Source organism: Nostoc sp., assembly GCF_036917095.1.
Taxonomy (GTDB): domain Bacteria; phylum Cyanobacteriota; class Cyanobacteriia; order Cyanobacteriales; family Nostocaceae; genus Nostoc.
This window is the reverse complement of the sequence record NZ_JBALFH010000034.1, coordinates 41,412-57,722: the sequence shown is the minus strand read 5'-3', so window position 1 is coordinate 57,722 and position 16,311 is coordinate 41,412. Positions and strand designations below refer to the sequence as shown.

At 42.1% G+C, this 16,311-nt stretch carries 19 protein-coding genes and 1 pseudogene; 15 read left to right on the top strand and 5 right to left on the bottom strand.

The window, feature by feature from the left end:
- Positions 1–127 precede the first annotated feature (127 nt).
- Positions 128–706, top strand: a complete 579-nt coding sequence (locus tag V7L01_RS17525) for a Uma2 family endonuclease (RefSeq protein ID WP_335036848.1) — start codon at positions 128–130, stop codon at positions 704–706.
- 61 nt (positions 707–767) lie between these two features.
- Here V7L01_RS17525 and V7L01_RS17520 read toward each other — a convergent pair.
- Positions 768–983, bottom strand: a pseudogene (locus V7L01_RS17520) (XisI protein); the annotation flags it as partial.
- Positions 984–1,150: 167 nt separating this feature from the next.
- On the bottom strand, positions 1,151–1,315 hold the full coding sequence (locus V7L01_RS17515) for an element excision factor XisI family protein (RefSeq protein ID WP_335036847.1): 165 nt from the start codon (positions 1,313–1,315) through the stop codon (positions 1,151–1,153).
- A 191-nt stretch (positions 1,316–1,506) separates the two neighbouring features.
- On the opposite strand from V7L01_RS17515, the gene V7L01_RS17510 reads away from it, so the two are divergent.
- Positions 1,507–2,451: an NAD(P)-dependent alcohol dehydrogenase gene (locus V7L01_RS17510; RefSeq protein ID WP_335036845.1), complete on the top strand. Its 945-nt coding sequence runs from the start codon at positions 1,507–1,509 to the stop codon at positions 2,449–2,451.
- Between the two features lie 157 nt (positions 2,452–2,608).
- Here the strand turns inward: V7L01_RS17510 and V7L01_RS17505 are convergent, their stop codons facing one another.
- Positions 2,609–3,955 carry a PQQ-dependent sugar dehydrogenase gene (locus V7L01_RS17505; RefSeq protein WP_335036843.1) on the bottom strand — a complete coding sequence of 449 codons (1,347 nt, stop codon included), beginning with the start codon at positions 3,953–3,955 and terminating at the stop codon, positions 2,609–2,611.
- Positions 3,956–4,210: 255 nt separating this feature from the next.
- Here V7L01_RS17505 and V7L01_RS17500 point away from each other — a divergent pair, with 255 nt between their 5' ends.
- The 7 genes from V7L01_RS17500 (at position 4,211) to V7L01_RS17475 (ending at position 9,712) form a co-directional block, all read left to right on the top strand.
- Positions 4,211–7,831: a HEAT repeat domain-containing protein gene (locus V7L01_RS17500; protein WP_335037001.1), complete on the top strand. Its 3,621-nt coding sequence runs from the start codon at positions 4,211–4,213 to the stop codon at positions 7,829–7,831.
- 51 nt (positions 7,832–7,882) lie between these two features.
- Complete coding sequence (locus V7L01_RS35470) at positions 7,883–8,104, top strand: DUF6888 family protein (protein WP_442936990.1); 222 nt, start codon at positions 7,883–7,885, stop codon at positions 8,102–8,104.
- Positions 8,088–8,333 carry a DUF6887 family protein gene (locus tag V7L01_RS17495; protein ID WP_174710332.1) on the top strand — a complete coding sequence of 82 codons (246 nt, stop codon included), beginning with the start codon at positions 8,088–8,090 and terminating at the stop codon, positions 8,331–8,333. The genes V7L01_RS35470 and V7L01_RS17495 overlap by 17 nt, the downstream gene beginning before the upstream one ends.
- 23 nt (positions 8,334–8,356) lie before the next feature.
- Positions 8,357–8,587: a hypothetical protein gene (locus V7L01_RS17490; protein ID WP_335036841.1), complete on the top strand. Its 231-nt coding sequence runs from the start codon at positions 8,357–8,359 to the stop codon at positions 8,585–8,587.
- 208 nt (positions 8,588–8,795) lie between these two features.
- Positions 8,796–8,975: a type II toxin-antitoxin system HicB family antitoxin gene (locus tag V7L01_RS17485; RefSeq protein WP_335036839.1), complete on the top strand. Its 180-nt coding sequence runs from the start codon at positions 8,796–8,798 to the stop codon at positions 8,973–8,975.
- A gap of 32 nt (positions 8,976–9,007) precedes the next feature.
- Positions 9,008–9,262, top strand: coding sequence for a hypothetical protein (locus V7L01_RS17480; protein ID WP_335036838.1), 255 nt, complete (start codon positions 9,008–9,010; stop codon positions 9,260–9,262).
- A 9-nt stretch (positions 9,263–9,271) separates the two neighbouring features.
- Complete coding sequence (locus V7L01_RS17475) at positions 9,272–9,712, top strand: HNH endonuclease (RefSeq protein WP_335036836.1); 441 nt, start codon at positions 9,272–9,274, stop codon at positions 9,710–9,712.
- 83 nt (positions 9,713–9,795) lie between these two features.
- On the opposite strand, the gene V7L01_RS17470 is transcribed toward V7L01_RS17475, so the two are convergent.
- Together V7L01_RS17470 and V7L01_RS17465 are read right to left on the bottom strand one after the other, a co-directional pair.
- Positions 9,796–9,939 carry a hypothetical protein gene (locus V7L01_RS17470; RefSeq protein ID WP_335036834.1) on the bottom strand — a complete coding sequence of 48 codons (144 nt, stop codon included), beginning with the start codon at positions 9,937–9,939 and terminating at the stop codon, positions 9,796–9,798.
- 443 nt (positions 9,940–10,382) lie between these two features.
- Complete coding sequence (locus tag V7L01_RS17465) at positions 10,383–11,729, bottom strand: NAD(P)/FAD-dependent oxidoreductase (RefSeq protein WP_335036832.1); 1,347 nt, start codon at positions 11,727–11,729, stop codon at positions 10,383–10,385.
- Between the two features lie 985 nt (positions 11,730–12,714).
- Here V7L01_RS17465 and cysE point away from each other — a divergent pair.
- From cysE to nifT, 6 genes are all read left to right on the top strand, one after another.
- Entirely contained in the window at positions 12,715–13,455 is a 741-nt protein-coding gene (gene cysE, locus V7L01_RS17460) for a serine O-acetyltransferase (RefSeq protein WP_335036830.1), read from the top strand.
- 59 nt (positions 13,456–13,514) lie between these two features.
- Positions 13,515–13,781: an Asr1405/Asl0597 family protein gene (locus V7L01_RS17455; RefSeq protein WP_335036829.1), complete on the top strand. Its 267-nt coding sequence runs from the start codon at positions 13,515–13,517 to the stop codon at positions 13,779–13,781.
- A gap of 301 nt (positions 13,782–14,082) precedes the next feature.
- Positions 14,083–14,280 (top strand): DUF2949 domain-containing protein, encoded by a 198-nt coding sequence (locus tag V7L01_RS17450; protein ID WP_109012176.1) that lies wholly within the window; start codon positions 14,083–14,085, stop codon positions 14,278–14,280.
- 372 nt (positions 14,281–14,652) lie between these two features.
- The gene (nifV, locus tag V7L01_RS17445; RefSeq protein ID WP_335036826.1) at positions 14,653–15,783 is read left to right on the top strand and encodes a homocitrate synthase; all 1,131 of its coding nucleotides are present in this window, start codon (positions 14,653–14,655) and stop codon (positions 15,781–15,783) included.
- Entirely contained in the window at positions 15,773–16,060 is a 288-nt protein-coding gene (locus V7L01_RS17440) for a nitrogen fixation protein NifZ (protein ID WP_094349913.1), read from the top strand. The genes nifV and V7L01_RS17440 overlap by 11 nt, the downstream gene beginning before the upstream one ends.
- A complete protein-coding gene (gene nifT, locus V7L01_RS17435) occupies positions 16,035–16,238 on the top strand; it encodes a putative nitrogen fixation protein NifT (protein ID WP_114083693.1) in 204 nt (67 codons plus the stop codon). The genes V7L01_RS17440 and nifT overlap by 26 nt, the downstream gene beginning before the upstream one ends.
- Positions 16,239–16,311 lie beyond the last annotated feature (73 nt).

The window sequence follows — 16,311 nt, the reverse complement described above, 5'->3', positions numbered from 1 at the left end:
TTCCCAACACGGGAATGGGCAAAATTTAAAATATTTCTTCTTATAGGAGAGAGGTTTTCCAGATACCGCTCTTTGTTGCTGATACTATTTAGCTACAATCAAACCAACCGTGAAAAAATCTTAAGTTATGAGAACCATCCCCCAACAGCCGCTAAAAATGACCGTTGAGGAATATCTGGAATGGGAACCTCAGCAAGACATTCGCTACGAATATGCTAATGGCGAAGTATTTGCCATGACAGGCAGTACAATTCCCCATAACGACATTGCACTTAACTTGTACACTGCCTTACATCCTCATTTACGTCCCAAAGGTTGTCGAGCGAATGTGTCAGGGGTGAAAGTGCAACTTACTCCCCAGAGTCGCTACTATTATCCTGATGTTATTGTCAGTTGCGACCCTGAAGACCTGAATGCTCGCAAGTTTATTCAACATCCCAAGCTGATTGCTGAAGTTCTTTCCCCAGGTACAAGCGCGAAAGATCGGGGTGAAAAATTTACTTATTACCTGAGAATTCCTAGTTTGCAAGAGTATATCTTGATTGACTCCGAACAAATCTCCGTTGAGCGTTACTGTCGGGGTGAGGGTAGGATGTGGCTTTACTATCCCTACACGGCTGGAGATATCGTCACTCTATCGAGCATTGAATTTGAATGCCCGATTGAATTGCTCTATGAAGGTGTTGTATTTACCACCGAAGAATAAAGAGAATGTTCTGTATTAAAGTTTTAAAGAACGATGTCTACGACGGCTGCGCCTACGCACCTTAAGCAACTGCATAGCCTGTGTAAGGTCTTAACTCCGGTGGACGAAAGCCTAGAACAATATGTTCTTTAGGAATTCCAGCCCGTTCTAAATCGGCGGCAATGCCTTCTTCCGTGCCATCCCGTTGAATCCAGATTTTGCCATCAATCAGGTCAATATGAACCAGACAGCCATGAATGCGGCGATCGCCATCCCAACCTAGATCCATCCATAAATAGCGAGTCTCTTTCAGAGAGGCTGCGCCAACGCGGTTTCGATCGAACCCACATTCCGCACTTCAAAATGTATCATCTCTCTTTTCAAGAATTATTCCTAATAATGCTCAAACCCTTAAGTATTAATATTTAAATACATTGGGAATTTGTGTTGTTCATTTAACCATTGTTAGTGATATTTTGGAAATCTACGCGTATTACACGATGAAGTGCGGAAAGTCGGATCGAACACCACTTCCGATTGAATATTGGCATAAGAATAGGGTATTGAAGCATATTCACTGAGGATCGTTTCAATCACTTGGCGATAGTGGTCTAACTTGGTGTAATCCATTGTTTAATAACCTCCTGTTTTGGATCAAAAATCAAAGCATTTTTGACATTATCGTGATATGAGTCTCTAGCTGGCATACAGGTGTAGTTTTAGACTGATATTTCTATTTGAGGAAATCGCTACACTAGATTTATCAGGAAAAACAGGCTGTCTGAGTTCATTCAGCAAAAGATGGTAGCAGGAGGAATGCGATGAAAGCAGTGGTTATCCATAGGTATGGCGGCGCTGAAGTGTTGCAGTATGAAGATGTGGAACAGCCGAAAATTGATTCAACGCAGTTACTTGTGAAAGTTCGTGCTAGTAGCGTTAATCCCATTGATTGGAAAATTCGCCAAGGGATGTTGAGTTTGATTACTGGCAACAAATTTCCGAAGATTCTGGGGTTTGATGTGGCGGGAGATGTTGTAGAGGTTGGCTCCGGGGTCACGCGCTTTAAAGCGGGAGATGCTATTTACGGCAGTACTAGCTTTCCTGGAGGAGGTTATGCCGAATTTGCAGCTGTTCCAGAAAGTGTGGCGGTTCTCAAACCAACGAACTTATCTTATGAAGAAGCTGCGGCTGTGCCTTTAGCAGCACTCACGGCTCTGCAAGCACTGCGAGATCAAGGAAATATTCAAACAGGACAAAGTGTCTTGATTAATGGTGCTGCGGGCGGTGTAGGGATTTTTGCGGTGCAAATTACTAAGGCTTTAGGAGCAGTGGTGACGGGAGTTAGCAGTACTAAAAATTTGGATTTGGTGAAATCTTTGGGAGCAGACCGCGTGATTGATTATACGCAGCAAGATTTCACCCAAGATACAGCGCAGTATGACATTATCTTTGATGCAGTGGGTAAGCGATCGCTCTCACAAACCAAAAAAGTCCTCAAACCCAACGGAATTTATATCACCACATTACCCAGCCCTGAAGTCTTGTTAGAGAGCGTCTTAACAGCATTCCTTCCCGGTCAAAAAGCGAAATTTCTCTTTGAAAAACCTAACACTAAAGACTTGCTTTTTCTCAAAGAATTGATTGAAGCGGGTAAGATTCGTGTGGTAATCGATCGCACATATCCTTTACAAGAACTAGCGGCGGCTCATGCATATAGCGAAACTGGGCGTGCAGTGGGGAAAATTGCGATCGCGGTTGCGAGTTGATTGCAGGACAATCAGCCAAAAGCAGTTTTATTTTGGATAACAAAATTTTTCTCGCGTTTAAATTCGCTTGCTTTTCAGACCTTTTTAAATTTTGGATTTTAAACTATTCAATCCAAAATCCAAAATTTAAACTCTAAGATTAGCTCAATGGTGCTACTTAACTTCCATAATTGTAGGAGAGCTTGTAGATAGTACCGCTGTAGTCATCCGAAATTAATAAATTACCTTGCAGATCGACTGCCATATCCACAGGTCGCCCCCAGACTTCTTGCGTTGCTGGAACTAGCCAACCGTTGACTAAATCCATCTCCTCCTCTAGAGTTTTTGTAGTACTGTTCCACGGAAAGTAAGCTATTTTGTAGCCCGTTTTCTTCTGCCGATTCCATGAACCATGCAGCCCCGCCACTACCCCACTTGAGTACAGGCTGGGAAACTTGGTATTTTGTAAGAATGTCAGTCCCAAGGGAGCGGAATGGGCTTGAATACCCTTGCTAATCCTGTCCATTGCATTGCAATTAACACTTCCATTAGCATTGAACTCATAGTCGCGGTCAAAGGGCATATTGTTGACGCCTGTTGAGGTGTCAGGATTGGGGTTGCAGAATGGCCAACCGTAGTTGCCGCCATCTCGGACTCGCGTTAACTCCTCTGGCGGGTGGTTGTCTACGTAAGAGGGGATAATCTTACCGTAATTGCCACTGTTATCCTTGAATGGATAGGCGATGTTGTCTCGATTATTAACGGCTACCCAAAGGTCATTTGTGCTGGGTAAGAATGCTAACCCTTCGGCATTGCGTAAACCTTGGGCAAAAAGCCGCTGATTGGTTCCATTACCGTTGTACTGGTAAATCGCACCACGCTTTGGGGTACTGACAGTATCTTCTTTACAAGCATTGCACCTAGAGGCGATCGATACGTACAGTTTGTGATTGGCATCAAGTGCGATATTTTTCAGTTCGTGCCCATAAGAGCCTTTGAGTTCGCGTGTGCTGCTATCTGGTAAACCAGTTACAACGATTTGGCGATTTTTTGCGATTAGGTCTCCAGACTTGTAGATGAAGCGGTTGATTTGATGAGTCTCAGAGATATAGATATATGTGGTGTTTTCAATCTTATGAAACACAATGTCGTGTGGTTTGCGTAGACCCGTCACGAAGTCAGAGATAATTGGGTCTTTGTTGCCATTGGGCCGGACAATTAACACTTTACCCGTACTAGGCTGTGATACTAGAAGATCCCCATTGGGAGCAACTGCCATAAAGCGAGCTTTGTTAATGCGAGCATAAACAGAGACAGAGAAATTGGGCGGTACTTTCAAGTAACGGCTAGTATTAAAGGGGGCATAAGCCATTGTACTAGGCACTTTCAGCTTGGTTTCAACAGACGCAGCGGGCGGCTTACTCAACACTGCGGTGGTAAAAACCTCTAAGGACATCAGACTAAGTAGCGATGCGGTTAGTATGCCTCTAAGCATCCGTATTGGGTTTAAAGCAAATGCAACCATTCTCAACTTTCCTCTAGCTTTGTAGTGATTTATATTACACGTAACTCTCGACTAGCAGATTTTACGGAGAGTTGGGACAAAACTAACTCAGGGGTACTAGTTTTTTAAAATACTTAAAATATCTTTATGTACTCCTTTTAGGAGAGAGAGGTTTTCCAAATACCTGTGATGTTTCTGCAATAACGCTGAAATTCGGAAACATTACTCAAGCTAGTGGATATACTCGTAATCAAACTCTCAACAGAAGCGAGTATTATGCTGGACTGGTTAGCTATTTGGGGTGTAACTCAGGCCGCCGGGTTGATTTTTAAACCCATTCTGGAAGACTTAGCCAAGGATGCTGCTAAAGATTGGGCTAAAGATTTATTAAAAGGCATCCCTGGCAATATTTTAAAGAAACTTAAGAAGGAAGATATAGAAATTGCTGCTGGTAAAGCCTTAAAGGAATTTTTGCAACTCATGCAGCAGCAGTTAAAGGTTCGTTGCAAACTTGCTGAAACTGAGATTAAAGACTACACCAAAGACATCAAGGAATTTATCCGCGATAAGTCAGTTGCAGAAATTCTTGGTCAGGCTTTTGATATTAATTGTGAATCTCTAGACGCTAAAACCTTAGAAGATAGTTGGAACAGGCTGCAATTAAAACCTCTGCCACCTAAGTTTAACTGGCAATCACTTACTGAACAGTATTTTACACAAGTCCAAGAACTTCTTTTAGATTCAAAAGAGTTACATCATATCCTAGAATTACAAAAGTTATCTGATATTGAAATAAATACAAAAGAAATTGCTGGTGTTATTGTAGATTTTAATTTAGTTAAATATCAAGAAGGAATCCGCGAACGCTATGGCAATCTCAAATTAGATAGCTTAGATACTAGCGGCTATGCCTATAACGAACTGAAATTATGGCGGATTTTTACTGCTCAAAATGTCCGGGAAACTCATCAAGTTTTAGCACAAGTTCACGAACTGCCTAAAGAACATCTTAGACGGCTGCGAGAAAGTGACCAAGTAGAAGCAGTTGAATTAGAAGAATTAGAACGCCACAAACGGGTTTATTTTGAACAGCCGATCCGTTCAGTTTTAGATGTTGTCAATAAAAAGCAAGATTATAAATATCTTGTGATTTTGGGCGATCCTGGTTCAGGTAAGTCTACATTGTTGCAATTTCTGGCTTTGAATTGGGCTGAGTCTCCACTGGATAATGTTATATCATTACCAATTCCGTTGCTAATTGAGTTACGCACTTATATGCGGCGACGGGAAGATAAAGAGTGCAATAATTTTCTAGAATTCTTCCATAAATGTAGTGGTGCAATTGCTCATCTCAATCAGCTTGAACTAGATAAACAATTAAAAGCTGGTGATACCTTAGTGATGTTTGATGGTTTGGATGAGGTATTTGACCCTGGTAAGCGAGAGGATGTAATTACTGATATTCATCGCTTTACTAATGACTATCCTGATGTGCAGGTAATTGTCACTTCTCGGATTATTGGCTATAAACCGCAACGATTGCTTAATGCTGAGTTTCGCCACTTTATATTACAAGATTTAGACTCAGAACAAATTCAGGATTTTATCAACCGTTGGCATGAGTTAACTTTTACTGATGCAGTAGATAAAGTGAGAAAACGGGAACGGCTACAAAGAGGAATTGAAGCTTCCAAATCTATTGCAGAATTGGCGGGAAATCCTCTGCTGTTGACGATGATGGCAATTCTTAATCGTAATCAAGAGCTACCAAGAGATAGAGCCGAGCTTTATAATCAAGCATCGCGGGTGTTGCTGCATCAATGGGATGTGGAACGTGCTTTGACAGAAGATCAGAGGTTAGATCCCAAGACGATTGATTATAAAGATAAGCAAGCGATGCTGCGTCAGGTTGCTTATCTTATGCAAACTGGTGAGAAAGGTTTGGCAGGTAATTTGATTAATGAAAATGATTTAGTCAAAGTTCTGACTGATTATCTCAGAACTATAGAATTTGATAAACCCAGAGAAGCGGCGCGGGTGATGATTAATCAGCTGCGGACTCGCAACTTTATGTTATGTTTCCTCGGTGCGGATTATTATGCTTTTGTGCATCGAACGTTTTTAGAATATTTCTGTGCTTGGGAGTTTGTCTGGCAGTTTAAAGAAACGCAAACGCTGACTCTTGAGCAACTTAAGAATGAAGTTTTTGGTAAAAACTGGCAGGATGAAAGTTGGCATGAAGTTTTGCTGCTAATTGCGGGAATGATTGAGCCAAGATTTGTTGGGGAGATTCTTGATTATTTAATGGCGCAAGATGGCGAAGAGGAAAAGTTTGTTAATCTATTTTTAGCGGCTAAGTGTCTTGTAGAGGTGAGAAATCGCTCGAACATTGCATCAACAGCTACTAAATTACTTGACAAGCTAAAAGCCTTAACTAAATATGACCTCTGGTACTATTACTACCCCCAGCGATATAGTGATAGTGAAGAAACTAACCTAGTTGAAGAAATTCGCACTCAAGCAGTCACAGCAATTGCAACGACCTGGCAAGAATCTATCGACACCAAAACCTGGCTCAAAGAACGCGTTACTCAGGATGATGATTATTTGCGACGTGCAGCAGTCCACGAATTAGCAAAGAACTTCAAAGATGACCCCTACACCAAAACTTGGCTCAAAGAATGCGCTACCCTGGATGATAACTGGGATGTGCGATATGCAGCAGTTGAACAATTAGCAAAGAACTTCAAAGATGACCCTGACACCAAATCCATCCTCAAAGAATGCGCTACCCTAGATGATAATGAGTATGTGCGAGGTATAGCAGTCGAAGAATTAGCGAAGAACTTCAAAGATGACCCCGACACCAAATCCTGGCTCAAAGAACGCGCTACCCAAGATGATCATAAGTATGCGCGACGTGCAGCAGTCACAGAATTAGCGAAGAACTTCAAAGATGACCCCGACACCAAATCCATCCTCAAAGAATGCGCTACCCTGCATGATAACTGGGATGTGCGACGTGCAGCAGTCCACGAATTAGCGAAGAACTTCAAAGATGACCCCGACACCAAATCCATCCTCAAAGAACGCGCTATCCAGGATGCTCATAGGTCTGTGCGAGGTATCGCAGTCGAAGAATTAGCGAAGAACTTCAAAGATGACTCCGACACCAAATCCTGGCTCAAAGAATGCGCTACCCTGGATGATAACTGGGATGTGCGACGTGCAGCAGTCCAAGAATTAGCGAAGAACTTCAAAGATGACTCCGAAACTAAATCCTTCCTCAAAGAACGTGCTACCCAGGATAATCACTACTTAGTGCGAAGTGCAGCAGTCGAAGAATTAGCGAATAACTTCAAAGGTGACCCCGACACTAAAGCCATCCTCAAGGAACGTGCTACCCAGGATGATAGCTGGGATGTGCGAAGTGCAGCAGTCCAAGGATTAGCGAATCACTTCAAAGATGACCCCGACACCAAAACCTTCCTCAAAGAACGCGCTACCCAGGATGAACACGAAGATGTGCGAGGTGCAGCAGTCCAAGGATTAGCGAATAACTTCAAAGATGACCCCGACACCAAAACCACCCTCAAAGAACGCGCTACCCAGGATGAACACGAAGATGTGCGAGGTGTAGCAGTCCAACAATTAGCTAAATACTTTAAATATCAGCCTGAGTTGTTTGATATCTACTACCAGTGCGCTGTTGATGATTCCTTTGAGCGCGAGGAAGAGGATGAAACCAACCCTCGGCGCATTGCACTGGAGATAATTATCAAGCAATATCCTCAGCATCCCCAGACTTTACCACTGTTGCGCGATCGCGCAGATAATGACCCAGATCAGCAAGTGCGGGAATTTGCTCAGAAGAAGTTAAAGCAGTTGGAAGGATAAATGTAAGCTGATTTACTATTCACAGTAGAAACCGCAAAAGAAAGGCTTACTATTATCTATGTCACAATTGAGGAACAGACGATTTACCCAACATACGCACAAGCTATAGCCTGTTTACGTGTCTGTCAGATGTTGTCAAACACCTATCGGAGTATTGAGCTATTTCGCTTTGATGACCAAACCGGAGTTGTATTTATTTTTGTCAATGAAGAACTCCAAATCATTGTACCCGCTAATGGAAACTGGAGGTTTTTAAATGCGACCGAATTTTGAAGCAATGACTAACAAAGAACTAATAGCTTACGCACTTGCACACCGTGAAGATGTCGAGCCTTTGCGTGTTTTGTATGGCCGCCGCACTCCTGACTCAGAAGCAACATGGTACGGGCCAATGGTAGCTGAAGACGGTACGCCAATAGAAGAAAATATTCGCATTGCAGAAGAAGCAATTAGACAACGCATTGAGCAAGCAAATCAAAGCAAGCAAGATTCTCAAAGTTAAAAATAAAAGATTGGCTAAAAATTATGAACAATACAGAAGTTCGTCAGCAAATCAACCAATATTTAGATGTATTATCTTCAGAACGCTTACAACTGGTTGCTGACTTTTTAGCATATCTAGTAGATAAAGAGAGTGAAGACGCTACCCAAGAGTTGCTTGATATCCCTGGATTTATTGAATCCTTTGAAAGAGGTAAAAAAGATATTGCTGAAGGTCGGGTAAAAAGCTGGAGAACAATTCGGTCTGATGTATAGAAGCCCTGGCGAATGGAATTTACAGCTATACAGACAAAACCCACCTCCGTGGGTTTCAAATTCTTAGAGTCCGCGCAGGCGGACTTGGTTTGTATAGCCGCTATTCCTAATCGCCAGGTATATTTGGTGTTGCTTATCGACGAGAAGCTTATGAATAAATATGAAATATACAATTATGATTCAATGGTCAGAATAAGACCAATGTTATGTGGTTTTGCTACCTGAGTTTACGCATATAATGCAGCCTTGCACTCACGGAGAGACTTACGAAGACGCTCTTAAAAATGCTCAGGAAGTTTTAGAGATGCTGATTGAGTCATCTTTGGCAAACGGCGAACCTCTACCAGAGCCAAAAACACTAATAAAGTCATTAAAAGTAACGTTGTAAATAAGTAAAATTAAATAAAAATAGGTAATCTCATGACTACATCTATAAATACAGCCAAAGTCTACGATGAAATTATAGAGTTTATTGCTGCTGGAACCACTCCCCAAAGTGTTATCGATTTCAAACTCTCGGATGCAGCCAAAGACCGTTTAGAGGATCTCGTTTACCGTGCAAAAACTGAAGGTCTTACAGGAAGTGACCAGCGAGAGTTAGATCATTTTCTCACGCTAGAGCATATTATGAGATTGGCAAAAGCAAGAGCTACTCAGTACATTAACCCTAAGTAAGTATTCAAAATGCCTCGGCTATATATTAATGCAGAACTGCGGCGTTTAATTAGCGATCGCGCTGCCCATCTATACGAGTATTGTTTATATCCAGAATTAGACGGCTTAGGTTTTCAAGTTGACCATATAATCAGTGTCAAACACGGCGGCGCTACAACAGCAGATAATCTCTGTTATGCCTGTATTTTTTGTAACCTGCAAAAAGGGACGGATTTAGGGTCAATTAATTGGCAAACTGGCGAACTGGTGCGGTTTTTTAACCCACGCAGAGACTTTTGGGGCGATCATTTTCGACTAGATGAGGCTGTAATTCAGCATCAAACAGATATCGGTGAAGTTACCGCACGCATCCTAGATTTTAACAGCGACGATCGCATTATAGAACGACAAGCTTTAATTGCATCTGGTCAGTATCCCTCAGCATTGGCGCTAAAACAGATAAAAAAATAGGTTATGATGTGCGATCGCATAGACCTAACCCCCAGCCCTTTCCCTACAAGGGAAGGGGAGTAAAATTCAAAGCCTCTCTCCTTTTAGGCTACGGTGTATACACAAGTCGAAAAATTCTCTACCCACATTTTTGTCAGAGTGAAACTGTCACACTTACCGACATCCCGCCCAGAAGTGAAGTTCAGGGCTGATAGCCCAAGTCCACTTAAGTGGACTGAATTAATCATTTAGTCCACGCTTAGTGGACTTTAGCTATGAGACTCGGAATTCATTCCGAGGCGGGATAGAAACGCAGTGCCAGTATATTTGGTTTTGTTGATTTCTAGCCAGTTGCAGAGCGGGAACTGAACTCTAGTGAGCGCTGTATCAATTATGTAGAGCTATTCTACAGCACTCATTTGACAACTGGCATAGCTGGGACACTAGAAGCGGAAAGTTTTACCTTATCCCCCGTACAACTTCTTTACTGTCCCTTTGTGTTGATATCTCCATTAAAACTGCAACTCGAAGTCATGAAATGCCAAATTGCCAAAATAGCTTAGGGCGGTATCTCATCCCCATATTCTTTTCGTGGAACAGCTAATCTTCGCCCAAGATTTCCCATTCTACGCCACTCATCACTCCAATAACCTCTTATCCCATCGTTGACTAATAGCTGCGATACCTGGAGTTACAGAGGTGTCACAGAAGGCTCTTGCACCCTATCGTTAACAGTTTTTGGTTCTACAAAAGCTTCTCGGCCTGTAATCAATCTAGAGCGACGATTACGAGTGATATAATTCCACGCCCACTGAAATACTACTAGTAATTTAGTGTCAAACTCGATTAAGAAGTAGATGTGAACTAGTAGCCAAAATGCCCAAGCAATGAAACCTGTGAGTTTGATTAAGCTTAAATCTACAACAGCTAAATTTTGCCCAATCATCGCCAAACTACCCACATCGTTGTAATGAAATTGTGGCAAAGTCTTACCTTGAAGCCGTCGTCGAACTAGTTTACCTACGTACTCTCCTTGTTGTTTAGCTACAGGTGCGACACCAGGTAAAGGTTTAGCATCTTGATGGGAGAAGTTGGCTAAATCTCCAATTACGAAAATGTTGTCATAACCCTCGATAGACAAGTCAGGTTCTACAATTACACGCCCAGAGTAATCGCGCTCTACACCTGTAGTTTCTGCTAAGACTTTCCCCATTGGGGAACCTTGGACACCTGCTGCCCACAATATAGTGTTTGAGGCAATTTCTGTAAATTTATTGTCTTGCTTGAAAGTAACGATACCACCTTCAATATTTGTCACTCTGGTGTGAGTGTGCAGTTCCACACCCAACTTTTGCAAAGATACTGCTGCTGATGCCGATAACTCTGGCACCATGTGTGGGAGGATGCGAGGCCCCCCTTGTAATAGTAAAATTCTTGTTTCTGAAGTGTCGATGCTGCGGAAATCTTCTTTGAGAGTTTTGTATGCCAATTCTGCGATCGCACCTGCTAATTCTACACCAGTCGGGCCACCCCCCACAATTACAAAACTCAACCAAGCACGGCGTTTTTCGGGATCGGTTTCTTTTTCTGCTGCTTCAAATGCGCCAAATATCCGGCAACGCATTTCTATCGCATCTTCCACAGTTTTCAAGCCAGGAGCAACTTCTTCCCAATGATCTTTACCAAAATAGGAATGGTTAGCACCTGTGGCGACAATTAATGTATCATACGGTACTATTTCATCACCCAAAATAACTTGTTGCGCTTTTGGATCGATACTATTTACTTCTCCCAATAACACCTTTGTATTCTTGCTTTTGCTAAATACAGATCGCAATGGTGCGGAAATATCAGAAGGTGATAGCGTACCTGTCGCCACTTGATATAAAAGCGGCTGAAATAGGTGAAAGTTACGTTTATCAATGAGAGTAACATTTACATTCGCTGCATTCAGAGCCTTTGCTGCATACAGTCCACCAAAACCACCACCAATGATAACAACCTGATGTGATGCATTCTTCTCAAGTGAGACTGCCATAAGGAAAATTGCCTTGTGTTAAGAAGTTGTAACTATTCTTCACAAAGATGTAACAGCATTATGATAGAGGTTGCTGTTTATTTAGAACAATTGAAAAAATACTAAAAGTAGTCAAAGTTAGTAATGAATGAAGAGGCAGGGGGCAGGGGGCAGGGGCAGGGCTATTTCGTTCTAGACATAAACCGCCCAGAACTAAAGTTCCGCGGCTCATAGCCCAAGTCCACGCTTAGTGGACTAAAAACCTTTCTAGTCGTCTTTAGACGAATGAGTGCTATTAGCCTCAGAATTTATTCTGAGGTGGGCTAGATGAGAATGAAATAGCCCTGGGGGCAGGGGGCAGGGAGCAAGGGGGAAACCCCATCCATAAAGGACGCAGTATTTCTTTTTTTTCTATAAATGAATTTATTTGGTCTGTACCTTTTTTATTTCCCCTGCTCTCTGCTCCCCGCTCCCCTGCCTCTTTATTGAACTGTTTTCTTTCAACACATCTATATAATAAGATATTCACTATGAGCGATAACTATATTTTGAAACGTATATATACATACAGACAGCAAATCCTAAAAGAAAATAAAGAAACCTGTCTTTCGCCTAACCAAATAATAGGATACTAATAGTAGTAGCATATACAAAAAATCAATTTATAGACTCATCAAATTCATATTTGAGTGCATCTGAGTACAGCTTAATATATTGCAAAATATCTTGATGAAATGTTTGCAAAGGCTTATAGGTAAAGTTTCTTGTAGCGAGCACAGAAATTCTTAACCCCTGCCCCAAAAATACTAGTACCCCCATCGTTAAACACTAGTGCCCCTAACCCAAGACAAATTTTAAGTTTATCTTGAGTCGGGGTTTCGGTATTTGAGTACAACCTTAATCAATCCAATAAATCCAATCAGCATTGGGTTTTGTATCGAGTTGGGAGTCACCTGATATAAGCATAAAAATAGCAGATGACTCTTCTACCAGATAGACATTACCGATGCAACAGTCTTTAGACAGTATTAGCGATCCCCCCAGTACCAAAACGCAGGATTCTGCACATACATCCATGCTGAAAAATTTACTCTCTGGCGTTTTTTTTGAGCCATTATTGAGTGATTTTCGCATTATTTTTGAGCGCGATCCGGCAGCACGTAATTGGCTAGAAGTGGTGTTTTGTTACCCTGGATTGCACGCGCTATCTTTGCATCGTCTTGCTCACTGGTTACATTGTCGCGGAGTCGGTTTTATCCCCCGCTTAATTTCTCACTTAGGGCGATTTTTGACCGGAATTGAAATTCATCCAGGTGCAGAGATTGGTCAGGGCGTGTTTATCGACCACGGAATGGGTGTTGTCATTGGCGAAACTGCGATCGTCGGCGACTATACACTGATTTATCAAGGCGTCACCCTTGGCGGAACTGGTAAAGAAAGCGGTAAGCGTCATCCCACGGTGGGCAAAAATGCAGTAATTGGGGCGGGTGCGAAAGTTTTAGGTAATCTGCAAATTGGCGATCGCGTCCGTATTGGTGCAGGTTCCATTGTCTTGCAGAATGTCCCTAGCGATCGCACTGTGGTGGGAGTTCCCGGCCGAATCATTTCTCGGAACGAAAGCGCCAGCCTTTCTCCTTTAGAACATGGAAAGCTACCCGATGTGGAAGCAACCGTGATTCGTTCTTTGCTTTCGCGCATTGAGCAACTCGAAAAACAACTGCAAACTTTAAAAGTCAAGAGTCATTAGTCATTGGTCATTAGTCATTTGCAAATGACAACGGACAAAGGACAAAGGACAACTGATAAATGACAAAGGACAACGGACAAATGACAAATGACACTTTAGGCGATCAAGTTTTGCAGATTCCTTTGAGCGATCGCTGGCGAATCCATCACCGTTTGCAAGAGTTAAAAATTAAGAGCTACTGTCCCCCCGATGGTTCTTTGCGAGTGCAAGTGAATAATTTGCTAGAAGTAATTCTAATTCGTAGTACAGTTATGCAATTTCTTGCTTCTCGTCAAGAATTATTAGAGTGGCTAGAACGTTGTTGGCATTACAGCGATGAGTCATGAGTGCTTTTAGCCAACCTAATTCAGACACCATTAATCTTGAATTCATGACGCAAGCACTGCATTTTATCCTTTTTGTTCATAGATGCACAAAGCTCGAATAGGTTTAGAAGTTGAAGCTACTGTACGCTAGGAGATTTTGTTGCAGACTGAGATGGATTAAGCGACTTTTAGATTTTGTTTGTCTACTAAATCTGAAACTTCCCTGACATATAGCAACAATTAAAAAGGCGAAATTACCAAATACAAACTGGAATTTCTGATTTTTAATTTTTTCCCAAATTAAGAAATTGAAAGTTCGACTATGGCGACTCGGAACAGAGATATAAAACTCCTCAATTTTTTGCACAATGAACTTGAACTTTCAAATGCCGATATTGCTGTAGCTCTGCGACACCGTGAATTAGAAAATGGGCCACTACCGATGCTCCTCTGGCAGTATGGTCTAGTTGACTTGGAGCAGCTAGGAAAAATTTTTGATTGGCTTGCAGAACAAAGTTAGCTAATTTGAACCTTTTAACTTTTCCTTCCCATTACCTGCCGAAATTACACACCAATGCTCTAGAAAATCTGAGGTTACTAAGATGATTACATCCTTAATTGCTGGATTCTGTGTTTTACTTTGTTCCGGATTTGCTAATAGTTACATTAGTTCGTTGCTAATCGAAGAAATTTCAACTGACATCGGTAAAAACGATTAGTAAATTATACATGGTTTTAGTTCCTTGCCATACAGATGTGATGCTGATAATAGGTCAATAATTAAGGATCATGTATCCTACATTATGAATTGTCATATTTTTAGCATTTACCATCGCTGGGGATTGTAGAGAGAAAGGATATTAAGAATACTACCAAGAGAGGGATATTTGCAATGAATCAAATCATAATTAATGACACAACATTACGTGATGGCGAACAAGCAGCAGGTGTTGCTTTTAACCTAGAAGAAAAAGTAGCGATCGCTAAGTTTCTCGATGCCATTGGTATTCCGGAATTAGAAGTCGGTATACCGGCAATGGGTGAGGAAGAAACGCGGGCGATCGCAGCAATTTCTGACTTAGGTTTACAAGCAAAACTCCTGGGCTGGAACCGCGCTGTCATCTCAGATATTAAGGCTTCTATCGCCTGCGGTCTGAACCGGGTGCATATTGCCATTCCAGTCTCTGGTATCCAAATCGCTGCCAAATTCCACGGTCAATGGCGAGTCAGTTTGCAAAAACTCAAAGACTGTATTAGCTTTGCTGTCGATCGAGGTCTTTGGGTAGCAGTCGGCGGAGAAGATTCTTCCAGGGCTGATGAAAACTTCCTCTTAGATGTAGCGCTTTATGCCCAAGAATGGGGTGCATCCCGCTTCCGCTTTTGCGATACCGTAGGAGTTCTCGATCCTTTCACCACCTACACCAAGGTCAAACGGCTGGTTTCAGCTTTGATGATTCCCCTAGAAATCCACACCCACAATGATTTTGGTCTGGCAACTGCCAACGCCCTTGCGGGTATCAAAGCCGGAGCATTATCAGTTAATACCACAGTCAACGGATTAGGTGAAAGGGCGGGAAATGCAGCTTTAGAAGAAGTTGTCATGGCGATCAAACGCATCTACGGCGTTGATTTGGGCATTGACACTCCCGGTTTGCTGAAACTGTCTCAACTAGTTGCAGCCGCATCAGGTGCAGATGTACCACCCTGGAAAGCGATCGTTGGCGAAAATACCTTTGCTCACGAATCTGGCATCCATGCTCACGGGGTACTGCAAAACCCCATTACCTACGAACCATTTGCTCCCGAAGAGGTAGGTTGGGAACGGCGTTTAGTATTAGGCAAACATTCTGGACGGCATTTGGTTTCAAACTTGCTAGAACAGCATGGAATTTTCTTAAACCCCCAAGAAACCCAATCTGTTTTAGACGCAGTGCGCCATCAATCGGTACAGAAAAAACGCAGTTTGACGACAGAAGAACTATTGAATTTGGTCAGAGAACAGAGGTACTCTCATGCAACGTGATGAATTAGAGCTAAACTTGCCACCTGCTTTTGAAATTGGTGAAAAAGTCAGAGTTCGGAAACTGCTGAAGAACGATGGTACTTTTCCTGGTAAAGAAGTTGGGCAAGTTTTAGTAAACAAAGGAGATATCGGCTACATAGCCAGTATAGGGACATATTTGCAGACTTCCTATATTTATGCGGTGCATTTCTTGGAAACAGGATTCGTCGTCGGCTGTATGAAAAAAGAACTAGAATCTGTTGAGGAATCTCATGAAAGTAATGCTACGGATGAATGACGCCGGCACTTTAGTAGTCTACGTTGCTAAGAAAGACCTTGAAGAAGAAGTCGTCAAACAAACCGATGGAAATGATGGCAAGATTCTCACCCTAGCAAATGGTTGGGAATTGGAATTTCGTGATTTGCCAGACACAGCAAATTTACCTCAAACAGTAGAAGCTAAACGCCTAGCTTAAAAACAGTTAGGAGTTAAGAGTTATGAGTTATAAATTTTAACTCCTAACTCCTCACTCCTAACTCTTCGCTTTA

Coding starts and splice junctions, on each gene's coding strand:
- nifV (WP_335036826.1), top strand. CDS start 14,653: ATGAATCAAATCATAATTAATGACACAACATTACGTGATGGCGAACAA.
- V7L01_RS17450 (WP_109012176.1), top strand. CDS start 14,083: ATGGCGACTCGGAACAGAGATATAAAACTCCTCAATTTTTTGCACAAT.
- V7L01_RS17465 (WP_335036832.1), bottom strand. CDS start 11,729: ATGGCAGTCTCACTTGAGAAGAATGCATCACATCAGGTTGTTATCATT.
- V7L01_RS17480 (WP_335036838.1), top strand. CDS start 9,008: ATGACTACATCTATAAATACAGCCAAAGTCTACGATGAAATTATAGAG.
- V7L01_RS17510 (WP_335036845.1), top strand. CDS start 1,507: ATGAAAGCAGTGGTTATCCATAGGTATGGCGGCGCTGAAGTGTTGCAG.
- V7L01_RS17525 (WP_335036848.1), top strand. CDS start 128: ATGAGAACCATCCCCCAACAGCCGCTAAAAATGACCGTTGAGGAATAT.
- V7L01_RS17490 (WP_335036841.1), top strand. CDS start 8,357: ATGAACAATACAGAAGTTCGTCAGCAAATCAACCAATATTTAGATGTA.
- V7L01_RS17495 (WP_174710332.1), top strand. CDS start 8,088: ATGCGACCGAATTTTGAAGCAATGACTAACAAAGAACTAATAGCTTAC.
- V7L01_RS17515 (WP_335036847.1), bottom strand. CDS start 1,315: ATGGATTACACCAAGTTAGACCACTATCGCCAAGTGATTGAAACGATC.
- nifT (WP_114083693.1), top strand. CDS start 16,035: ATGAAAGTAATGCTACGGATGAATGACGCCGGCACTTTAGTAGTCTAC.
- V7L01_RS17455 (WP_335036829.1), top strand. CDS start 13,515: ATGACAAAGGACAACGGACAAATGACAAATGACACTTTAGGCGATCAA.
- V7L01_RS17440 (WP_094349913.1), top strand. CDS start 15,773: ATGCAACGTGATGAATTAGAGCTAAACTTGCCACCTGCTTTTGAAATT.
- V7L01_RS17500 (WP_335037001.1), top strand. CDS start 4,211: ATGCTGGACTGGTTAGCTATTTGGGGTGTAACTCAGGCCGCCGGGTTG.
- cysE (WP_335036830.1), top strand. CDS start 12,715: ATGCAACAGTCTTTAGACAGTATTAGCGATCCCCCCAGTACCAAAACG.
- V7L01_RS17470 (WP_335036834.1), bottom strand. CDS start 9,939: ATGATTAATTCAGTCCACTTAAGTGGACTTGGGCTATCAGCCCTGAAC.
- V7L01_RS17505 (WP_335036843.1), bottom strand. CDS start 3,955: ATGGTTGCATTTGCTTTAAACCCAATACGGATGCTTAGAGGCATACTA.
- V7L01_RS17475 (WP_335036836.1), top strand. CDS start 9,272: ATGCCTCGGCTATATATTAATGCAGAACTGCGGCGTTTAATTAGCGAT.